This window comes from Sphingomonas sp. (assembly GCF_965248875.1).
Lineage (GTDB): Bacteria > Pseudomonadota > Alphaproteobacteria > Sphingomonadales > Sphingomonadaceae > Sphingomonas.
This window is the reverse complement of record NZ_CBDFKR010000011.1, coordinates 906,042-923,770: the sequence shown is the minus strand read 5'-3', so window position 1 is coordinate 923,770 and position 17,729 is coordinate 906,042. Positions and strand designations below refer to the sequence as shown.

Below are 17,729 nucleotides of genomic sequence, written 5' to 3'. Positions count from 1 at the left end.
GGGCAAGGCGCGCGTCAACGCGCCTCACCGCGGGCAGCCACCCGCACCTCGCCCGGCGCGCGCCGGGTCCGATCCCTCCGCCGGAGCCCGGCTGCGGGAAATTGAGTGAACCAGCGCATGGAGTCCATCCCTACCTCGGTCCGGCCAATCACGCCGCCGGCCGCCTACATCGGCGGGAAGCGCGTTCTCGGCCGCCGGCTCGCCGCCATGATCGACGCGATCGGGCACGACAGCTACCTGGAGCCATTCGTCGGCATGGGCGGCGTGTTCTTCCGCCGCCAACGCCGTCCGAAGGCAGAGGTCATCAACGACGTCTCGGCCGACGTGGCGACGCTGTTTCGCATCCTTCAGCGCCACTACCAGCCGTTCCTCGACCTGCTGCGCTGGCGCTTCGCCAGCCGGGCCGAGTTCGATCGCCTGATGAAGGTCGATCCCTCGACCTGCACCGACCTGGAGCGCGCCGCGCGCTTCCTCTACCTTCAGCGGACGGCGTTCGGCGGCAAGGTGGCGGGCCGCGGGTTCGGCGTCAGCTACGCCCAGCCAAGCCGCTTCCGCCTCTCCACGCTGGAGCCGCTGCTCCAGGACTTGCATGACCGGCTTGACGGCGTCTGGATCGAGCAGCTGCCGTACGACGCGTTCATCCGGCGCTACGACCGGCCCGGCGCGCTGTTCTACCTCGATCCGCCTTACTGGGGATGCGAGGAGGACTATGGAGAAGGCGTCTTCTCACCGGCAGATTTCGAGCGCCTCAGCGGCCTCTTAGCGACACTTGAGGGACGATTCATTCTCTCGATCAACGACACGCCGGCGGTGCGCGACGTGTTCGATCGGTTTGCGATCGAGCGGGTCGATCTCAACTACCGGCTGAGCGGCAAAGCGACGCCGGCGCGCGAGTTGATCGTCACCGGTGGAGGCGCTTAGCGGAAATGAAGTGCTCCAGACTCTCTTGTCCCTGACTCCAGAACCTCTTGTCCCGCTTCATCGATCTCGATCAGCAGCGACATGGGACATCCCCGACTCCGAATTGATGTTCTATCTTTGTTCCCGCGGTCGATCCAACATTTCAACAAGAAAAATCTTGTGCTATCTGGAAAGGCGTGAAGCCGCCCGCCGAACCTCGTGCCGCGCTGCGTGCGCTCGCCGCCGCGCAGGGCGTCAGCCTGCTTGCGCTGTCGGCGATGATCGGGCGCAACGGCAATTATCTGCAGCAATGGGTGACGCGTGGGTCGCCGCGGCGGCTGGCGGAGGCGGACCGGCGGCGGCTGGCGGATTTCTTCGGGGTCGCGGAGACGGTGCTGGGCGGCGAGGCGGCGCCGCGCTCCGTCTGGCGGGTGCCGCGGTTAGACGTCGCGGCGGCGGCGGGTGCGGGGCGGGTCAACGACGAAGCGGCGCTACTGGGGTTCGACGCGGTGCCGGTCGAGCTAGCGCGCGCGCTGGGGCTGAGCGAGGGGCAGGCGGCGGTGATCCGCGTCGCGGGCGACTCGATGGCGCCGGGATTGTGCGACGGCGATCGGCTGCTGGTCGACCAGACCGCGCGGACACCCGATGCCAAGGGCGGGGTCTATGCTGTCAGGATCGACGGCCTGCTGCTGGTGAAGCGCGTGCGGCGTGGCGCGCGGCGGCTGCTGGTGACGAGCGACAATCCCGGCGCGCTGCCGGTGGGGCGGGGGGAGGTCGAGGTCGTCGGCCGCGCCGTCTGGCAGATGCGCGTGCCGGTTTAGAAGCGGGGGCGGGACCCTGGGTCGCAGTGTTCCCCTTACTGGCTGTTCAGCGCCCTCTCAGCCAGATCAGTACCGCCACCGCAATCCCCGCCGCCAGCCCGCCCAGGAACCACAAGGTCGGCTGGTGCCGGACAAAGCCGATCGTCGCCCCCGCGATCGCGCCCAGCGCGATGGGGAGGCCGCCGGCGGTTGCGGGTCGGGTAGAAGCCATGGCGCAGCCCTGCCACGTCCGGCCGCCGCCCGCCAGCGGCGCGGCGGTGGCGTGAAACAGGGCTGACCCGCCATTTACCTTCTCCGTTGGCGAAACCCTGTCAGTCCGTCCGCTAACGCCTTGTTCGTGTTACCGGATCTGCAGCCTTACATTGCCGCGATGCGGCCGCATCTCGACGCGGTCGAGCTTCGCACCCTGTTCGGCGCGTCCGCCCTCGACGTGGCCGCCGCGCGCGCCGACCGCGCCAGAGCGGTCGGCAACCACGTCCATTTCTGCCGCTGGCGCGAGGTCGGGCGACTGCTGGCGGTGTTGGCGATGGAGGGGTCGGCGGGGACGGTGCACTGATCGGCGGAGAGTGAACTGCTGATCCACTCCTCCCCTGAAAGGAGGGGATTTGCGTCACCCCCTGTCGCGTGGGCTCATCCCCCGCTAAGCCTTGCACCCATGGTGTCCCGCTCGGGGCGGTCCCTTGGTACGGCCGCTGCGTCCTTGCTCTTCGTTGTCGCGGCGCCGGCCTTTGCGCAGGTTGCGCCCGCGTCGCCATCGCAACAAGAACCGCCGCTTGATCCATCAGCGCCGCTGTCCGACCTGCCCGGGATCGGCGTCGCCTGGCCCGACCTGTCGGCCGAGCCCGCGACCCCCGCCGATCACGCCACCGACGCCGCCGCCGAGCGCCGCTATGTCTGGCGGGTCGATGGCATCGACGGGATCGGCAGCGCGGTGCTGCACCAGCGCTTCGACGAGCTGTCCGCGCTCAACGCCCATGATCGCCAGCCCGCCAACGCCGCCCAGCTCGACCGCCGTGCGCGGGAGGATGCGGACCTCCTGACGACACTGCTCCGCGCCGAGGGCTATTACGACGCGCGCGTGCTGACCCGGGTCGAGGCGCCGAGCGATGCCGGGGTGCGGCCGCTGGTGGTGCTGGCGGCAACGCCCGGCGCGCTCTACCGCTTCGCCGGCGTGACGCTGCCGGGGCTCGACCTCACCGGCGCGCGGCAGGACGAGCTGCGCAAGGTGTTCGGCGTGCTGCCGGGCAGCGCGGTCAACGCCGACGCGGTTGCGACCGGCGAGGCGGCGCTGCGCACCGCGATCGGGCGCGATGGCTTTGCGTTCGCGCAGGTCGGCGAGCCGGAGATCGTCGTCGACCACGATACCCGCACCGCGACGCTGGCGATGGCGGTCGAGCCGGGCGGCGCGCGGCGCTTCGGGCAGATCACCGCCAACCCCCATAACGGCGTGTTCGGCGCCGATCATGTCGCCGAGATCGCGCGCTTCCGCCCCGGCGACCCCTATGACGCACAGTCGCTCGACGATCTCCGCCGGACGTTGATCCAGACCGGGCTGGTGTCGGTCGCCGATGTCACGCCGGTGCCGGGCACGACGCCCGACACGGTCGACGTTGCCGTCCGGCTGGAGCGCGCGCCGCCGCACACCATCGCGGGCGAGCTGGGTTACGGCTCGGGCGAGGGCGCGCGCGCGGAGGTCAGCTGGACCCACCGCAACCTGTTCCCGCCCGAGGGCGCGCTGACGCTGCGCTCGGTGCTCGGGACGCGCGAACAGCTGGGTGCAGTGGTGTTCCGCCGCGCCAATTTTCACGGCCGCGACCGGGTGCTGACCGGACAGATCGCGGCTGCGCACACACTGCGCGACGCGTATGACGCGCGCACCTTTTCGCTGACGGGGTCGCTGGAACGCCAGACCAACATCTTCTTTCAGAAGAAATGGACCTGGTCGGTTGGCGCCGAGCTGTTGGCGTCGGACGAGCGCGATGTCGACGAATCGACCGGGCTGCCGCGGCGACGTACCTTTCTGATCGCGGCGGCGCCGACGAGCGTCACCTATGACGGATCGGACGACCTGCTCAACCCGACCCGCGGCTTCCGCCTGGGCGGGCGGTTCAGCCCGGAGCTGAGCCTGCAGGGTGCGGCGTTCGGCTATGCGCGGCTGCAGCTCGACGCCAGCTTGTACGAGCCGGTGAGCAGCCGGGTCGTGCTCGCCGCGCGCACCCGGCTGGGCAGCATCGCAGGCGCGCCGCGCGCGCAGATCGCGCCGTCGCGGCGCTTCTATGCGGGCGGCGGCGCGTCGGTGCGCGGCTATGGCTATCAGGATGTCGGCCCGCGCGACGCCAACAACGATCCGATCGGGGGGCGCAGCCTGGCCGAGTTCTCGATCGAGGCGCGGGTTAGGACCTTCGGCGCGTTCGGGGTGGTGCCGTTCCTCGACGCAGGCAACATCTATACCGGGCCGGCGCCCGAGCTGACCGGACTGCGTTTCGGCACGGGCATCGGCGTGCGCTATTATTCCAGCTTCGGGCCGATCCGCGTCGACGTCGGCACGCCGATCAACCCGCAGCCGGGGACGTCGCGGATCGCGGTGTACGTGTCGCTAGGGCAGGCGTTTTGAGACGCTGGCTGCGGCGACTGGCGATCGGCGCAGCGGTGCTGGTCGCGCTGTTCGTGGCGCTGCTGCTCGGGCTCGACACCGGACCGGGGCATCGCTTCGTCGCGGGGCAGCTTGGGCGCATCCAACCGGCCAGCGGGCTGCGCTTCAGCGTCGGCCGCATTGACGGCTCGCTGTATGGCGACGCGCGGCTGACCGACCTGCGCGTGTACGACCTCGACGGGCTTGTGCTGGAGGCGCCTGAAGTGTCGCTCAGCTGGTCGCCATGGCGCTGGTGGGCGAATACGCTCGACGTGGAGCGGCTCGACGCGCCCCAAGCGACGCTGTTCCACGCCCCCCACACCCGCAAGTCAGTCGAGGCGAAACCGATCCTGCCCGGCTTCGACATTCGCGTCGGGCGGCTGGCGATCGGGCGGCTGCGCCTCGCCGCGCCGGTGCTCGGGCGCGAGCGGATCGGACGGCTGGCGGGCCGCGCCGACGTGCGCAGCGGGCGGGCGCTGGTCGAGCTGGCGGCGCTGGTCGAGGGGACCGACCGGCTCGACGCGCGGCTCGATGCGGCGCCCGACCGCGACCGCTTCGATCTCGCCATTGCGGCGCGGGGGACCGCCGATGGCGTGCTGGCGAAGCTCATCGGCATTCGCCAGGCCGTCGCGATCGACGTGGCGGGCGACGGACGCTGGGCGCACTGGCGCGGGACCGCGCGGGCGCAGTTCGGCGCGGCGCGGGTCGCCGACCTGGCGCTGTCGGCCGATACCGGCCGCTACGGGCTTTCGGGGACGCTGGCCCCGGTGCAGCCGCTGATCCACGGCAAGCTGCTGCGGCTGACCGAGCCGCGCGTCGCGGTCAGCGGCACAGCGACGCTCGCCGACCGGCGGCTGACCGGCGCGCTGAGCCTGCGCAGCCTTTCGGTGGCGTTTCAGGGGCGCGGTGCGCTCGACCTCGCCACCGACGCATATCGCGATGTCCGTATCGACGGACAGCTGCTTCGCCCATCGGCGCTGTTCCCCAACATGACTGCGCGCAACCTGCAGCTCCGCGCGGTTCTTGATGGCGCCTTTGCGACCGCGCGTTTCCAGTATCGCCTCGACGCCGAGCGCTTCGCCTTCGACAGCACGGGGTTCGAGAACGCCCATGCCGCGGGGGCCGGGCGGCTGTCGCGCGCGCCCGTCATCATGCCGCTGCAGTTCACCGCCGCGCGGGTGACCGGCGTTGGTGATGTCGCGGGCGGTATCCTGCGCAACCTGACCGTCACCGGACCGCTCAAGGTGACCGCGGCGGCGATCACCGGCGACAATCTGCTGCTCCGGTCCGACAAGCTGAACGGTCGCGTCAATCTGACCGTCGATCTCAGAAACGGCCAATATTCGGTCGTGCTCAATGGCGGCCTGACGCGCTACCTGATCCCGGGGCTTGGGCTGGTGGACGTGCGCTCGACGCTGAACGCCGTGCCGGGCCCGGATGGCCATGGCACGCGGGTGATCGGGCGCGGCGCGGCGCAGATGGTGACGCTGGACAACGCGTTCTTCCGCAGCCTGGCTGGAGGGCTGCCGCATATCGAGACGGGGCTGGAGCGGACGACCGACAAGGTGGTCCACTTCAACGGGCTGGTGCTGACCGCGCCGACGCTGCGGCTGGCGGGCAACGGCTATCGGCGGACGGACGGCACCTTTCATTTCGAGGGCGCGGGCGTGCAGACGACCTATGGCCCGGTGCAGATGGTGCTCGATGGCCGGATCGACCGGCCGACGCTGGACCTAAAGTTTCCGCGGCTCAACGCGACGCTGGGACTGACGGGGGTGCAGGCGCATCTCGATCCGACGCCGGACGGCTTCGCCTTGCGGGCGGCGGGCGCGTCGCGGCTGGGGCCGTTCAGCGCCGGCGGCTCGATCCTGCTGCCGTCGGGCGGCGAGGCGGCGGTGCAGGTGACGGCGATCAACGTCACCGGATCGCGGGCGAGCGGGCGGCTGCGGATCGTGCCCGGCGGGTTCGACGGGCGGCTGGCGGTCGCGGGCGGCGGGCTGTCCGGGCCGGTCGACTTCGCGATCGTCAACGGCATGCAGCAGGTCCAGCTCCACCTTGATGCCGACAATGCGCGGATCGCCGAGGCGGCCACGCTCCGGCGTGGGCGGCTGGACGCGACGGTGCTGCTCGATCCGGCGGGGACGCGGGTGCAGGCGCAGGCGAACGGCGCCGGGCTGGCGCGCGGTAGCCTCCGCCTCGCGCGCTTCGCGGGGACGGCGCGTTACATTGGCGACACCGGCGAGATTCGCGCGTCGATCGCGGGCACGCGCGGGCGCGCCTTCGATATCCAGACGGTGACCGCAGTGACCGTGACCAGCTATGCGGTGCGCGCGCAGGGGACGCTCGATCGCCAGCCGCTGCAGCTGCTCGAACCGGCGGTGTTCGAGCGGGAGGGAGACGGCTGGCGGCTGCGTCCGACGCGGCTCAGCTTCGCAGGCGGCGAGGCGCGGGTCGGCGGGCGCTGGACCGGCGCAGCGACGCAGATCGAGGCGGGGCTGACGCGGATGCCGCTGGCGATCCTCGACATCGGCTATGCCGGGCTGGGGCTGGGCGGCACCGCGTCGGGGACGCTCAGCTACACGATCAGCACCGGGGCCGCGCCGGCCGGGCGGCTGGACATGACGGTGCGCGGGCTGTCGCGTTCCGGGCTGGTGCTGACCTCGCAGCCGGTCGATGTCGGCATCGCCGGGGTTCTTGCGGCCGACCGGCTGGGCGTGCGCGCGGTGATCGCGTCGGGCGGGCGCACCATCGGCCGGGCGCAGGCACTGCTGACGCCGCTGGCGGGCGGTGACCTTTACACGCGCGTCATGCAGGCGCCGCTGACCGCGCAGCTCCGTTACGCGGGGCCGGCCGACACGCTGTGGCGGCTGACCGGGCTCGAGCTGTTCGACCTGTCGGGCCCGGTCGCGATCGGCGCGGACGTGAGCGGGCGGCTCGACCAGCCGGTGATACGCGGCGCGGTGCGGGCGACGGGGGCGCGGATCGAGAGCGCGACCAGCGGCACCGTCCTGACCAATGTCGACGCCAGCGGCCGCTTCGGCGGGTCGCGGCTGCAGATCGACCGCTTCACCGCGCAGGCCGGGCGCGGCGGCAGCGTCAGCGGCGGCGGCAGCTTCGATTTCGCCGCGCCGCACGGCATCGGCATCGACCTGACGGTGCAGGCGACGCATGCGGTGATGATCAACCGCGACGACATCGGCGCGACCGTCACCGGGCCATTAACCTTCCGCTCCGACGGCGCGGGCGGAGTGATCGGCGGTGACTTGGTGCTCGATCGCAGCCGTTATCGCCTGGGCCAGGCGACCGCGGCGGCGGCGGTGCCGCGGCTGAGCGTGCGCGAGATCAACCTGCCCGGCGGCGGCGAGGAGGACGAGGCGCCCGCCGCGCCGTGGCGGCTGGCGCTGCGGGCGCATGCGCCCAATGGGCTGATCGTCAGCGGGCTGGGGCTGACCAGCGAATGGTCGGCGGACGTGCAGATCGGCGGCGAGCCGCAGAACCCGGCGATCACCGGCCGCGCCAATCTGGTCCGCGGCGATTACGAGTTCGCCGGCCGCGAGTTCCAGCTGGAGCGCGGCGTCATCCGCTTCGACGGCGAGGTGCCCGCCAATCCCGCGCTCGACATCCAGGCGAACGCCGACGGCAGCGGGCTGTCGGCTGCGATCCGGGTGACGGGCACGGGGCTGCGGCCGGAGATCGCCTTCACCAGCGTGCCGGCGCTGCCCGAGGACGAGCTGCTGTCGCGACTGCTGTTCGGGACCTCGATCACCAACCTGTCTGCACCCGAGGCATTGCAGCTGGCGGCGGCGGTGGCGGCGCTACAGTCGGGCAATGGCGGGCTCAACCCGATCAATGCCGTCCGCCGCGCGGCTGGGCTTGATCGCCTGCGCGTACTGCCCGCCGATCCGCAGACCGGGCAGGGCACCTCGATCGCCGCGGGCAAATACGTGACGCGGCGGCTGTATGCGGAGATCGTCACCGACGGGCAGGGCTATTCCGCGACGCAGGTCGAGTTCCAGGTCACCCGCTGGCTGTCGCTGCTGTCGAGCATTTCGACGCTGGGCCGGCAGAGCGCGAACGTGCGGGTGTCGCGGGATTACTGAGCGGGAGCGGGCCAGACTTCCAGTTTGAGACCGGGAATCTCGCGGAAGTCCGCGCCGTTGATGGTGACGAGCGTCAAATCGTGAGCGATCGCAGTCGCCGCGATCACCCGGTCGAATACTTTGGCGCGGGAAAAGCCCGTCACCCGCAAGATGCCATCGTACCTGCCGATGACGGTGTCATCGAGAACGATGGGCGTCGCTTGTCTGAGCAGTGACTGCAAGCCTTCTCGACGGGCTCTCGAAAGTTCGGGCCGAGCGTACACGCCTCCGGTCAGCTCTATCAGCGTTGCCGATGACAGGAACAACGGGGCGCTTCTCGCGACGACGCGGCCAATGATGTCGCGTTGCCCATCCCGGATGTGAACAGCGACGTCGGTATCGAGCAGAAGCGCCACTCAGTACAAGCCCGGCCGATCGGGAGCGATCGGCTGGTGCCGCTGTTCGACCTCTCGAAAGGGTGCCGCGGCCCAGATCGCGTCCAGCTCGGCCGCCATCTCCTCCAACCCACGTCGCACGCTGTCCGAATCCTGTTGGCAGCGGATGACGACCTCGTCCCCGCGACGTTCGATCGTGATAGCTGTGCCCAGCGCGAATGCCACGTCCTTGGGCAATCGCACTGCAGCGCTGTTGCCTGCCTTGAACACCTTGCTCTTGTACTGCGCTGCCATTGCCGCCTCCTTGCCACCTCGTATATACACGTGAGCACGGCTGGCCGCAACGCTCACCCCGGTGCGCCGACGATCGTCTTCACCTCCATGAAATCGGCCAGCCCGAACTTGCCGCCCTCGCGGCCGTTGCCCGATTGCTTGTAGCCGCCGAACGGCGTCCCGTTGCCGCCGACCCAGCTGTTGATCGACACCAGCCCGGCGCGCAGCCGCGGCGCGACCTTCGCCGCTTCGGCGGGGTCGCCCGAGATCGTCGCGGACAGACCGTATTCGGTGTCGTTGGCGAGGCGCACCGCTTCCTCGCTATCGTCATAGGCGGTGATCGTCGCGACCGGGCCGAACGTCTCCTCGCGCCAGATGCGCATCTCGGGCGTGACGCCCGCCAGCACGGTCGGCTTGACGTAATAGCCGGCGTTGCGCCCGTCGGGGCGGCCGGGGCCGCCGGCAACCAGCTCCGCGCCCTCGTCGATCGCGGACTGGATCAGCCCCTGGATCTTCTCGAACTGCGCCTTGTTGACGACGGGGCCGATATGCGCGCCCATCTCGCTGGGGCTGCCCACGGTCGTCGCTTCCATGATCCCCTTCACCACCTCGGTCGCTTCGCCGACCTGGTCGCGGTGAACGAGGACGCGGGTCGGGGCGATGCAGCTCTGGCCGCTGTTGGCGAGGACGCCATGCACCGTTGGCGGCAGCACCTGCGCCAGGTCTGCCCCTTCCAGCACCAGATTCGGGGCCTTACCGCCCAGCTCCTGATGGACGCGCTTGACGGTCGGCGCCGCCGCCTGCGCGACCGCGATCCCGGCGCGGGTCGAGCCGGTGAAGCTGACCATGTCGACGTCGCGGTGCGACGACAGCGCCGCGCCAACCGTCGGCCCGTCGCCGTTGACGAGGTTGAAGACGCCCGCGGGCACGCCGGCCGCATCGAGAATCTCCGCCAGCACCATGGCGCACGACGGGCATTCCTCCGACGGCTTCAGCACCATCGTGTTGCCCGCCGCCAGCGCCGGCGCCACCTTGGCACAGATCTGGTTGAGCGGCCAGTTCCAGGGCGTGATCATCGCGACGACGCCGACCGGTTCGTGCACCACCTTCGCCTTGCCGATCGTCTCCTCGAAACTGAACTCCTTCAGCGCGGCGAGCGTGTTCATGAAATAGCCGAGCCCCGCCGGTGCCTGCGCGGCCTGCGCGAAGCCGATCGGCGCGCCCATCTCGTCGCTGACCGCCTTGGCGAGGTCGGGGATGCGCGCCTTGTAGCCTTCGATGATCCGCTCCAGCAGCGCGACGCGGTCTTCGACGCTGGTCTGCGAAAATGTCTCGAACGCACGGCGGGCGGCGGCGACGGCCTTGTCGACATCGGCAGCGCTGCCAAGCGTGATCTCCGTCACCGGCTGTTCGGTCGCGGGGTCGATGACCTGGTGGCGCGTGCCGCCCTCGCTGTCCGTCCAATTGCCGTCGATGTAGAAGTGCAGCCGGCTGTTCATGGCGTCTCTCCAGTTTTGATTTGCGTCCGGTCATGCTGCGCGGGCAAAAGCGTTGCAACCGGAAACGGAGCCGAGCCATGGAACGCGCCGCGATAATCGAACGGACCGGCGGGCCGGAGGTGATCGCCTGGCGTGACGTCGAGCTGCCGACGCCGGGACCGGGCGAGGTGCGGCTGCGGCATGGCGCGGTGGGGCTCAACTTCATCGACACCTATCACCGCGGCGGGTTGTATCCGCTGCCGCTGCCCAGCGGGCTGGGGGTCGAGTCGGCGGGGACGATCGAGGCGGTGGGCGAGGGCGTCGCGGGCTGGGCGGCGGGAACGCGCGCCGGCACCTTTACGGGTGCGCTCGGTGCGTATGCGACCGCACGCAACGTCGCCGCCGATCAGCTGGTCGCGATCCCGGACGCGGTCGACGATCGAACCGCCGCCGCACTGTTGCTGAAGGGCGCGACCGCGGCGATGCTGGTCGAGCAATGCGCGCGGGTGCAGCCTGGCGACGTCGTGCTCGTCACCGCCGCCGCGGGCGGGGTCGGGCATCTCCTCGTCGGCTGGCTCAAGGCGGCGGGCGCGACGGTGATCGGCACCGTCGGCAGCGACGCCAAGGCCGCGCGGGCCAAAGCGGCCGGCGCCGATCACGTGCTCCGCAGCGGCGACGGCGTGGCCGACCAGGTCCGGGCCTTGACCGGCAGGACCGGCGTCGCGGCGGTGCTCGACGGGGTCGGCAAGGCGACCTGGGACCAGGCGCTGGCGAGCGTGCGGCGGCGCGGACTGATCGTCAGCTACGGCAACGCCAGCGGGCCGGTCGAGGGCGTCGCGCTGGGGCAGCTCGCCCGGCGCGGCTCGCTGTTCGTCACGCGCCCAACGCTGTTCGACTATGCCGCGACGGCGGCCGAGCGGCAGGCGCTTGCCGGCCGGGTCTGGGCGATGCTCGCGGCGGGCGCGATCGTCCCCGAGATCGGCCAGACCTTCGCGCTTGAAGACGCCGCCGCCGCGCATCGCGCGATCGAGGCGAGGACGACACAGGGCAGCACGGTGCTGATGCCCTAGCCCGGATAGGGTGATTCCTGGAGCAATCCCGCCAGATGCGCGGCGTTGCCCGCGACCATCTTCGCGGTCTTGGTGACGGCGGTCGGGGTGACGAGCAGGTCCTTGAAATCCTTGTCGCCCATCGCCTCGCCGACCCAGTAGCAGGCGGCGACCGCGGGGATCGTCCAGCCGACATCGTTGAGCGCTTGGAACAGCTGCGACGTGACCATGTGCGCCCCGTCCTCGTTGCCGACGATCGCGGCGACCGCTACCTTGCCATAGCTCGGCAGGCGGCCCTGGTCGTCGGCCTCGCCGAGAAAGGCGTCCATCCGCTCCAGCACGCGCTTGGCGACGCTGCCGAGCTGGCCCAGCCAGATCGGCCCGCCGAAGATAAGGATGTCGTGCGCCAGGATCTGCGACCGCAGCGCGGGCCAGGCGTCGCCTGAACCCTCATCACTGGTGACGCCCGGCTTGATGTCGAGCGCGGCGACGCGGACCGTCTCGCTGACCCGCACGCCCTTGTTGGCGAACGGCTTGCGCAGGACGTCGATCATCGCGTCGGTGGAGGAGGCGGCCGCGGGATCGGCCTTGAGCGTGCAGTTGAGGGGCAGGGCGGTCAGCATCGATCCCCAACGGCTCAGGTCCAGTAGAGGGTCCGCGCGGCCGGCAGTTTCTCCGCCAGCTGCGCGTCGAAGAAGCGGCGCAGCGCGCGCATCGTGTCGGCGTCGTAGACATGCTTCACGCTGCCGAACTTGGTCCGCTTGGTCGCGCGCGCGGCCGGGTCCATCTCCAACGCCGAGCCGGGATACCAGCGGTCGAGCACCGCCTTCGATCCCGGTGTGAAGCGATGGGTGATAAGTTCGACCGTAAGGTCAAGCCCGGATAAGTCGGCTAGCGCCGCGGCGGCATCGGTCAGGAGCTGCCCATAGGCCGCCTCCCATCCTGCAGCGGCGATGATCGGCGCGATCGTCAGGCCGATGGGGTACCCCGCCATCGCCACCCGTCGCAGCGCGGTGAGCCGCTGCGCGACGGGGCTGGTGCCGCCCTCGAACCGCGCGAAGGCGGGCGGGTTGATCGAGGCGCGCATCCGCGTCCGGCCGCGATGGGGCAACGCCAGCAGCGGCTCGACGCTCGCGAACTTGGAGGTGAAGCGCAGCTGAGCGTCGGCCTCCCACGCGCCCATATAGCGGATCGCGGCGGACAACGACCCGGTCAGATGCTCCAGCGCCAGCGGATCGGTATAGCAGCTCGCCTCGTACGTAGTGCCCTCATGGGCGCGGGCGCGGGATCGCGAGGTGACGCGGCCTTGGCCCAGGTGCTTGGGTAGCTCTTCGAATATCTCGGGCAGGTTGGCGTAGACGCGCGTGATCGGCGGCCCCTTGAGGCTGCCTGCCAGATAGCAATAGCTGCAATGCGCTGGGCAGCCCTCCGCCAGGTCGACGCGCCAGTCGGCGGACGGCGCGATCGGCTGGAGCCGGCGTTTGGCGGGTGAGGCGACGGTTAGCGCGACGGTCTGCTTGGCTTGCGCATAGGCTTGGCGCGGGTCGTCGGGGAATGCGAGCGCGAGGCGGTCGGTGGGTAGCTCGACCACGTCGACGCCAAGCGCCCCCGCACGCGCGGCGATCGCGCAGCCGTGATCCCAGGCGAGCGCGGATCTGGTAACGAGCAGGCGCTTCGGAAGCCAGAGGCGGGAAGCGGGAAAGGGGAGAGCGGTGGCCACGGGAGAAGAACGCCGGAAGATACTGATCGGCTCAGCCGGACTGATCCGTCGCCCCGGCCCTGTGCGGGAGTCGATGAGCCGCATGCGCGATGCGTGCGGCGCAATGGATGCCGGGCCGAGCCCGGCATGACGGAACTAGGGGCGGGCCGCCGCCAGGGGTGCTCGCCGCGCGCTGACGATCACCACCGGCTGTGCGATCTGTTCGCCGGCGAAGTGACCGCCCGCAGCGACCGGGCGGTCCTGGATCGCGCGGACCACATCCATCCCTTCGACGACATGCCCAAACGCGGCGTAGCCCAGATTGTCGCCCGGCCGCTCCGGATGCGCGTCGAGCGAAAAGCGCTGGTCGCCCACGCTGATCGTGAAATCCCCCGCGCCAGTCCCCGGTGCGGCGCGGGTCAGCGAGATCGCGCCGTCGATATGGTGGACGTCGGTCTGCGTCGTCGGCTCGTGCCGGACCGGCGGCAGCACCTTGCCCGGCCGATTCTGCACCCCGAACTGGACGAAGCCGTAATCGGGCTGGACCTGCACGGTCCGGTAAAAGGTCGCGCCGTCGAGCCGGTGCTGATCGACATAGCGCAGGAAGTTCGCGGTGGTCAGCGGCGCGCGCGCCTTTTCCAGCTCAAGCACGATGCGGCCAAGCGTGGTGGTGATCGTCACCCGGACAGTGGCGGCAACGGTGACCGGGGTCGCGACCGGCGTGGGGGCCGCGACTGGGGTCGGCGTCGCGACGGGCGCAGGCGTGACCTGCGCGGCGGCGAGAATGGCTAGGGCGAGTCGCAGCATGGTTCCGCCTGTACCTTCCCCGAAAGCTTCAGGGGAGGGGGAACGCTGCCCACGGATCGTTCATCACCAGCATCGCGTCGGGCCGCGCCAGCGCGACCAGCGTCAGTCCGTGCAGGCGAGCATGCTCCACCGCCAGCGTCGTCGGCGCCGAAACCCCGACCAGCATCGCCACGCCTGCGACCAGCGCCTTGTCGACCATCTCGAAGCTGAGCCGCGAGGTGACGAGGAAGAAATCCGCGTTCTGCGGGGCGAGCGCGAGCGTGCCGATCAGCTTGTCGAGCGCATTGTGGCGGCCGACATCCTCGCACGTCGCGACGATCGCGCCCGCCGCGTCGCACGCCGCCGCCGCGTGCGCCGCGCCCGTGGCGGCGTTGAGCGGCTGCCGTGCCCGCAGTCCGTCGAGCGCTGCGAACAGCGCCGCCGCTTTGGCCTGCGGGGCGGGCGTGCGTCCCGCCACGGGCCGCCGCAGCTGCTCCAGCCCGGCGATGCCGCACAGCCCACAACTGGTGTCGCTGGTCCGGTGCCGGACCCGGTCGTGGATGCGCCCGCGGCAGCGCTCGGCGAGCGTCACGCGGACGATCCATCCCGCCTCGCCCGCAAACGGGTCGACGTCCGCGACGTCGGCCGCGCTGTCCGCCAGCCGCTCGGTAAGCATGAAGCCGACCGCGAACGCCTCCAGCTCGGCGGGGGTCATCATCATCACCGCATAGCCGAGCCCGTCGACCTCGACCGCGACCGGCGCCTCGATTGCCAGCCGCCGCTCGCCCGCACCGATGTCGCCGGGCCGCAACATTGCCGCGGGCGCGACCCGCGATGACGTCATAGCGCCAGCAGGTCTGCCGGGGTGTTTACGTTGCCGAGCGGGACGGGCGATTCGATCGGCAGCGCGCCGATCGCCTGCGCCCAGCCGCGTACCGAGCGGTCGTCGCTCTCGATGTGGCAGAGGAGCTGCGCGGCCAGTGAGGCGGGCCAATGCCCGAGCACCGGCGCATCGCTGCAAAAGGCGGGCGCGCGCCGCAGCAGCGCCCAGATCAGCGCGGTCGGTACGCGCGGCATGTCGCAGCCGATCGTCAAGACGCTGTCGAACCCGTTCCCCTCCGCATAGGCGAGCGCGCCGGCGATCCCGCCAAGAGGGCCAAGGCCGGAGCGGGGCAGATCGGCCACGCCTTCACCACCGAGCATGACGACCGCGTCGACATGCTGTGCGATCAATGCCGCCGCGTGCTCGGCCAGCGAGCGCCCGTTCCACTCGGCCTCGGCCTTGTTCGAGCCAAAGCGCGACGACTGGCCGCCGGTCAGCACGGCGCCCAGGACACCCTTGTCCGTCACGCGACCTTCTCCACCCGCACGGGCACGGTCTTGGCGGCAGGCACATGGCTTTCGACCGCATGATGCGCGACCGGGATCAGCAGGTTGAGCTCCGGATAATAGCCCCCGATGCAGCCGCGGGGAATGTTGTACGCGACGACGCGCAGCCCATCGACGCGCTTGTCGTCGTTATCGCCGTGCGCGCCGACCAGCGCCACGGTATCGCCGTCCGCCACACCCAGCGCGGCCATGTCCTGCCGGTTCATCATCGCCACGCAGCGCGTGCCCTTGATGCCGCGGAAGCGGTCGTCATAGCCATAGACGGTGGTGTTGAACTGGTCGTTGGACCTGAGCGTCACGAGCCGGAACTTGCCGTCCGCGTCCTCGAAGCCGGTCGCGTTCATCACCTCGGGCACGTTGAACTCAGCCCGGCCGCTGCCCGTCTTCCACTCGCGATGCGCGGCGGGGTTGCCCTTCCAGAAGCCGCCGGGCGCCTCGAGCCGCTCGTTGAACCGCGCGAACAGGTCGGGCCAGGTCTTCTCGATCTCGTCGCGGACTAGGCCATAGTCGCCGGCCCATGCGGTCCAGTCGACCTTGGGATTGGGCGCCAGTGTCGCGGTGGCGATCCCGGCTACGATCGCCGCCTCGCTCAGCAGCGTATCCGCGGCCGGCGCGACCCGCCCTGTCGAACCGTAGATGCGGCTGAACGAATCCTCCATCGTCACCGTCTGGGCGCCGCCCGCCTGGCGGTCCAGCTCGATGCGGCCGAGGCAGGGGAGGAGGTAGGTCGTCTTGCCCGGCCACAGATGCGTGCGGTTGAGCTTCGTCGCGATGTTGACGACGAGTTCGAGGTCCTCCCACGCGGGCGCCATCGTCTCGGTATCCGGCACGGCGCGCGCGAAATTGCCGCCCAGGCCCAGGAACGCCCTGGCCTCGCGGCTGATCACCGCTTCGCAGGTCGCGACCGTGTCCCATCCCTTCGCGCGCGGGGGCTCGAAGCCGAACTGGCGGGCGAGGCCGTCGAGCGGCATCAATTCGGGCTTCTCGGTGATCCCGACCGTGCGCTGGCCCTGAACGTTGCTGTGCCCGCGCACCGGGCCGAACCCCGCGCCGGGCTTGCCGACATTGCCGCGCAGCAGCATCAGATTGACCAGCATCTGGATGTTGGTGATGCCGTGGACGTGCTGGGTCAGCCCCATGCCATAGACGCAGATCACCCGCTTCGCCTTGGCATAGACGTCGCCCGCCGCCTCAAGCGCGCCCTGCGTCAGCCCGCTTTCGCGCTCGATCTCTTTCCACCCGACGCTGCGCGCCTTGGCCGCGACGCCGTCGAAGCCCTTGGTGTGCTCGGCGATGAAGGCGTGGTCGAGCACCGTCCCGCCTTGCTCGTCGTCGAGCCGGATGACGTGCTTGATGACGCCCATCATCGCCGCGATGTCGCCGCCCGCCTTCACCTGATGATATTGGGTGGCGAGGTTGGTCGAGCTGTTGGTCGCCATCTCGACCGGGTTCTGCGGGTCGGTGAACCGCTCCAGCCCCCGCTCGCGCAGCGGATTGAAGACGACGATGTCGACTCCGCGCTTGGCGCAGGCGCGCAGGTCGTGGAGGAAACGCGGAGAGTTGGTGCCGGGGTTCTGCCCGAAATAGAAGATCGCGTCGCACTTCTCGTAATCGGTCAGCTGGATCGTGCCGACCGGCGAGCCGATGCACGCCTTCAGCCCGACCGAGGTCGTCTCGTGGCACATGTTGGACGAATCGGGCAGGTTCTGGCTGCCGTACATCCGCGCCAGCAGCTGCCACATATAGCTGGTTTCCAGGCTGGCGCGGCCGGAGGTGTAGAAGCAGACCTTGGTCGGGTCGTAGCCGTGCAGCTTCGCGCCGATGTCGGCGAACGCCTCCTCCCAGCTGACCGCGACATACCGGTCACCGGCGGGGTCGAACCGCAGCGGGTGGGTCAGCCGCCCCGCCTGCTCCAGATCGTGGTCGCGCCAGTCCTTGAGCTCGGCGAGCGTATGCTGCGCAAAGAAATCGGGGGTGACGCGGAAGCGGGTCAGCTCCCACGCCGTCGCCTTGGCGCCGTTCTCGCAGAACTCGGCCGGGTGGGGCGGGTGCGGCTTCCCCCAGGCGCAGCTGACGCACATGAAGCCGCCGGTCTTGTTTTGCCGCGCCAGCTCGCGGACAGTTTCGGGCCGGACCTGTTCGCGCAGGCCGATGGTGGCGAGGCTCTTCATCGAGCCCCAGCCGCCCGCGGCGCCGGTGTACGGCTTGATCTCGACCTTCTCGCTCAT

16 protein-coding genes are annotated in these 17,729 nt (G+C 70.4%); 6 read left to right on the top strand and 10 right to left on the bottom strand.

The window, feature by feature from the left end:
- Positions 1 to 117 precede the first annotated feature (117 nt).
- On the top strand, positions 118 to 921 hold the full coding sequence (locus tag ACP2AD_RS11530) for a DNA adenine methylase (protein ID WP_425230194.1): 804 nt from the start codon (positions 118 to 120) through the stop codon (positions 919 to 921).
- 176 nt (positions 922 to 1,097) lie between these two features.
- Complete coding sequence (locus ACP2AD_RS11525) at positions 1,098 to 1,721, top strand: S24 family peptidase (RefSeq protein ID WP_425230193.1); 624 nt, start codon at positions 1,098 to 1,100, stop codon at positions 1,719 to 1,721.
- A 46-nt stretch (positions 1,722 to 1,767) separates the two neighbouring features.
- Here ACP2AD_RS11525 and ACP2AD_RS11520 read toward each other — a convergent pair whose 3' ends face one another.
- Positions 1,768 to 1,932: a hypothetical protein gene (locus tag ACP2AD_RS11520; protein ID WP_425230192.1), complete on the bottom strand. Its 165-nt coding sequence runs from the start codon at positions 1,930 to 1,932 to the stop codon at positions 1,768 to 1,770.
- A gap of 126 nt (positions 1,933 to 2,058) precedes the next feature.
- Between ACP2AD_RS11520 and ACP2AD_RS11515 the strand changes: the two genes are divergently transcribed.
- From ACP2AD_RS11515 to ACP2AD_RS11505, 3 genes are all read left to right on the top strand, one after another.
- The gene (locus ACP2AD_RS11515; RefSeq protein ID WP_425231161.1) at positions 2,059 to 2,277 is read left to right on the top strand and encodes a hypothetical protein; all 219 of its coding nucleotides are present in this window, start codon (positions 2,059 to 2,061) and stop codon (positions 2,275 to 2,277) included.
- Between the two features lie 99 nt (positions 2,278 to 2,376).
- Complete coding sequence (locus ACP2AD_RS11510; RefSeq protein ID WP_425230191.1) at positions 2,377 to 4,335, top strand: autotransporter assembly complex protein TamA; 1,959 nt, start codon at positions 2,377 to 2,379, stop codon at positions 4,333 to 4,335.
- Positions 4,332 to 8,453, top strand: a complete 4,122-nt coding sequence (locus ACP2AD_RS11505; RefSeq protein ID WP_425230190.1) for a translocation/assembly module TamB domain-containing protein — start codon at positions 4,332 to 4,334, stop codon at positions 8,451 to 8,453. Before ACP2AD_RS11510 ends, ACP2AD_RS11505 begins: the two co-directional genes overlap by 4 nt.
- On the opposite strand, the gene ACP2AD_RS11500 is transcribed toward ACP2AD_RS11505, so the two are convergent.
- The 3 genes from ACP2AD_RS11500 to ACP2AD_RS11490 are packed head-to-tail and all read right to left on the bottom strand — an operon-like array spanning position 8,447 to position 10,599.
- Positions 8,447 to 8,848: a PIN domain-containing protein gene (locus ACP2AD_RS11500; RefSeq protein WP_425230189.1), complete on the bottom strand. Its 402-nt coding sequence runs from the start codon at positions 8,846 to 8,848 to the stop codon at positions 8,447 to 8,449. The genes ACP2AD_RS11505 and ACP2AD_RS11500 overlap by 7 nt on opposite strands.
- Positions 8,849 to 9,121: an antitoxin gene (locus ACP2AD_RS11495; protein ID WP_425230188.1), complete on the bottom strand. Its 273-nt coding sequence runs from the start codon at positions 9,119 to 9,121 to the stop codon at positions 8,849 to 8,851.
- Between the two features lie 53 nt (positions 9,122 to 9,174).
- Positions 9,175 to 10,599 carry an aldehyde dehydrogenase family protein gene (locus tag ACP2AD_RS11490; RefSeq protein ID WP_425230187.1) on the bottom strand — a complete coding sequence of 475 codons (1,425 nt, stop codon included), beginning with the start codon at positions 10,597 to 10,599 and terminating at the stop codon, positions 9,175 to 9,177.
- Positions 10,600 to 10,676: 77 nt separating this feature from the next.
- On the opposite strand from ACP2AD_RS11490, the gene ACP2AD_RS11485 reads away from it, so the two are divergent.
- Positions 10,677 to 11,648: a quinone oxidoreductase family protein gene (locus ACP2AD_RS11485; RefSeq protein WP_425230186.1), complete on the top strand. Its 972-nt coding sequence runs from the start codon at positions 10,677 to 10,679 to the stop codon at positions 11,646 to 11,648.
- On the opposite strand, the gene ACP2AD_RS11480 is transcribed toward ACP2AD_RS11485, so the two are convergent.
- The 6 genes from ACP2AD_RS11480 to ACP2AD_RS11455 form a co-directional block, all read right to left on the bottom strand.
- Entirely contained in the window at positions 11,645 to 12,250 is a 606-nt protein-coding gene (locus tag ACP2AD_RS11480; protein ID WP_425230185.1) for a flavodoxin family protein, read from the bottom strand. The two genes, ACP2AD_RS11485 and ACP2AD_RS11480, sit on opposite strands and share 4 nt — an antisense overlap.
- 14 nt (positions 12,251 to 12,264) lie before the next feature.
- Positions 12,265 to 13,347, bottom strand: coding sequence for an SPL family radical SAM protein (locus ACP2AD_RS11475; RefSeq protein ID WP_425230184.1), 1,083 nt, complete (start codon positions 13,345 to 13,347; stop codon positions 12,265 to 12,267).
- A gap of 135 nt (positions 13,348 to 13,482) precedes the next feature.
- A complete protein-coding gene (locus ACP2AD_RS11470; RefSeq protein ID WP_425230183.1) occupies positions 13,483 to 14,133 on the bottom strand; it encodes a peptidylprolyl isomerase in 651 nt (216 codons plus the stop codon).
- Between the two features lie 28 nt (positions 14,134 to 14,161).
- Positions 14,162 to 14,956, bottom strand: a complete 795-nt coding sequence (gene fdhD, locus ACP2AD_RS11465) for a formate dehydrogenase accessory sulfurtransferase FdhD (RefSeq protein WP_425230182.1) — start codon at positions 14,954 to 14,956, stop codon at positions 14,162 to 14,164.
- Entirely contained in the window at positions 14,953 to 15,462 is a 510-nt protein-coding gene (locus tag ACP2AD_RS11460; RefSeq protein ID WP_425230181.1) for a molybdenum cofactor guanylyltransferase, read from the bottom strand. Before ACP2AD_RS11460 ends, fdhD begins: the two co-directional genes overlap by 4 nt.
- Complete coding sequence (locus tag ACP2AD_RS11455) at positions 15,459 to 17,729, bottom strand: FdhF/YdeP family oxidoreductase (protein WP_425230180.1); 2,271 nt, start codon at positions 17,727 to 17,729, stop codon at positions 15,459 to 15,461. The genes ACP2AD_RS11460 and ACP2AD_RS11455 overlap by 4 nt, the downstream gene beginning before the upstream one ends.

What these genes read in the sequence shown, in the direction of transcription:
- fdhD (WP_425230182.1), bottom strand. Translation starts at nt 14,956, where the DNA reads ATGACGTCATCGCGGGTCGCGCCCGCGGCAATGTTGCGGCCCGGCGAC.
- ACP2AD_RS11480 (WP_425230185.1), bottom strand. Translation starts at nt 12,250, where the DNA reads ATGCTGACCGCCCTGCCCCTCAACTGCACGCTCAAGGCCGATCCCGCG.
- ACP2AD_RS11520 (WP_425230192.1), bottom strand. Translation starts at nt 1,932, where the DNA reads ATGGCTTCTACCCGACCCGCAACCGCCGGCGGCCTCCCCATCGCGCTG.
- ACP2AD_RS11485 (WP_425230186.1), top strand. Translation starts at nt 10,677, where the DNA reads ATGGAACGCGCCGCGATAATCGAACGGACCGGCGGGCCGGAGGTGATC.
- ACP2AD_RS11470 (WP_425230183.1), bottom strand. Translation starts at nt 14,133, where the DNA reads ATGCTGCGACTCGCCCTAGCCATTCTCGCCGCCGCGCAGGTCACGCCT.
- ACP2AD_RS11530 (WP_425230194.1), top strand. Translation starts at nt 118, where the DNA reads ATGGAGTCCATCCCTACCTCGGTCCGGCCAATCACGCCGCCGGCCGCC.
- ACP2AD_RS11510 (WP_425230191.1), top strand. Translation starts at nt 2,377, where the DNA reads ATGGTGTCCCGCTCGGGGCGGTCCCTTGGTACGGCCGCTGCGTCCTTG.
- ACP2AD_RS11455 (WP_425230180.1), bottom strand. Translation starts at nt 17,729, where the DNA reads ATGAGCGAGAAGGTCGAGATCAAGCCGTACACCGGCGCCGCGGGCGGC.
- ACP2AD_RS11495 (WP_425230188.1), bottom strand. Translation starts at nt 9,121, where the DNA reads ATGGCAGCGCAGTACAAGAGCAAGGTGTTCAAGGCAGGCAACAGCGCT.
- ACP2AD_RS11490 (WP_425230187.1), bottom strand. Translation starts at nt 10,599, where the DNA reads ATGAACAGCCGGCTGCACTTCTACATCGACGGCAATTGGACGGACAGC.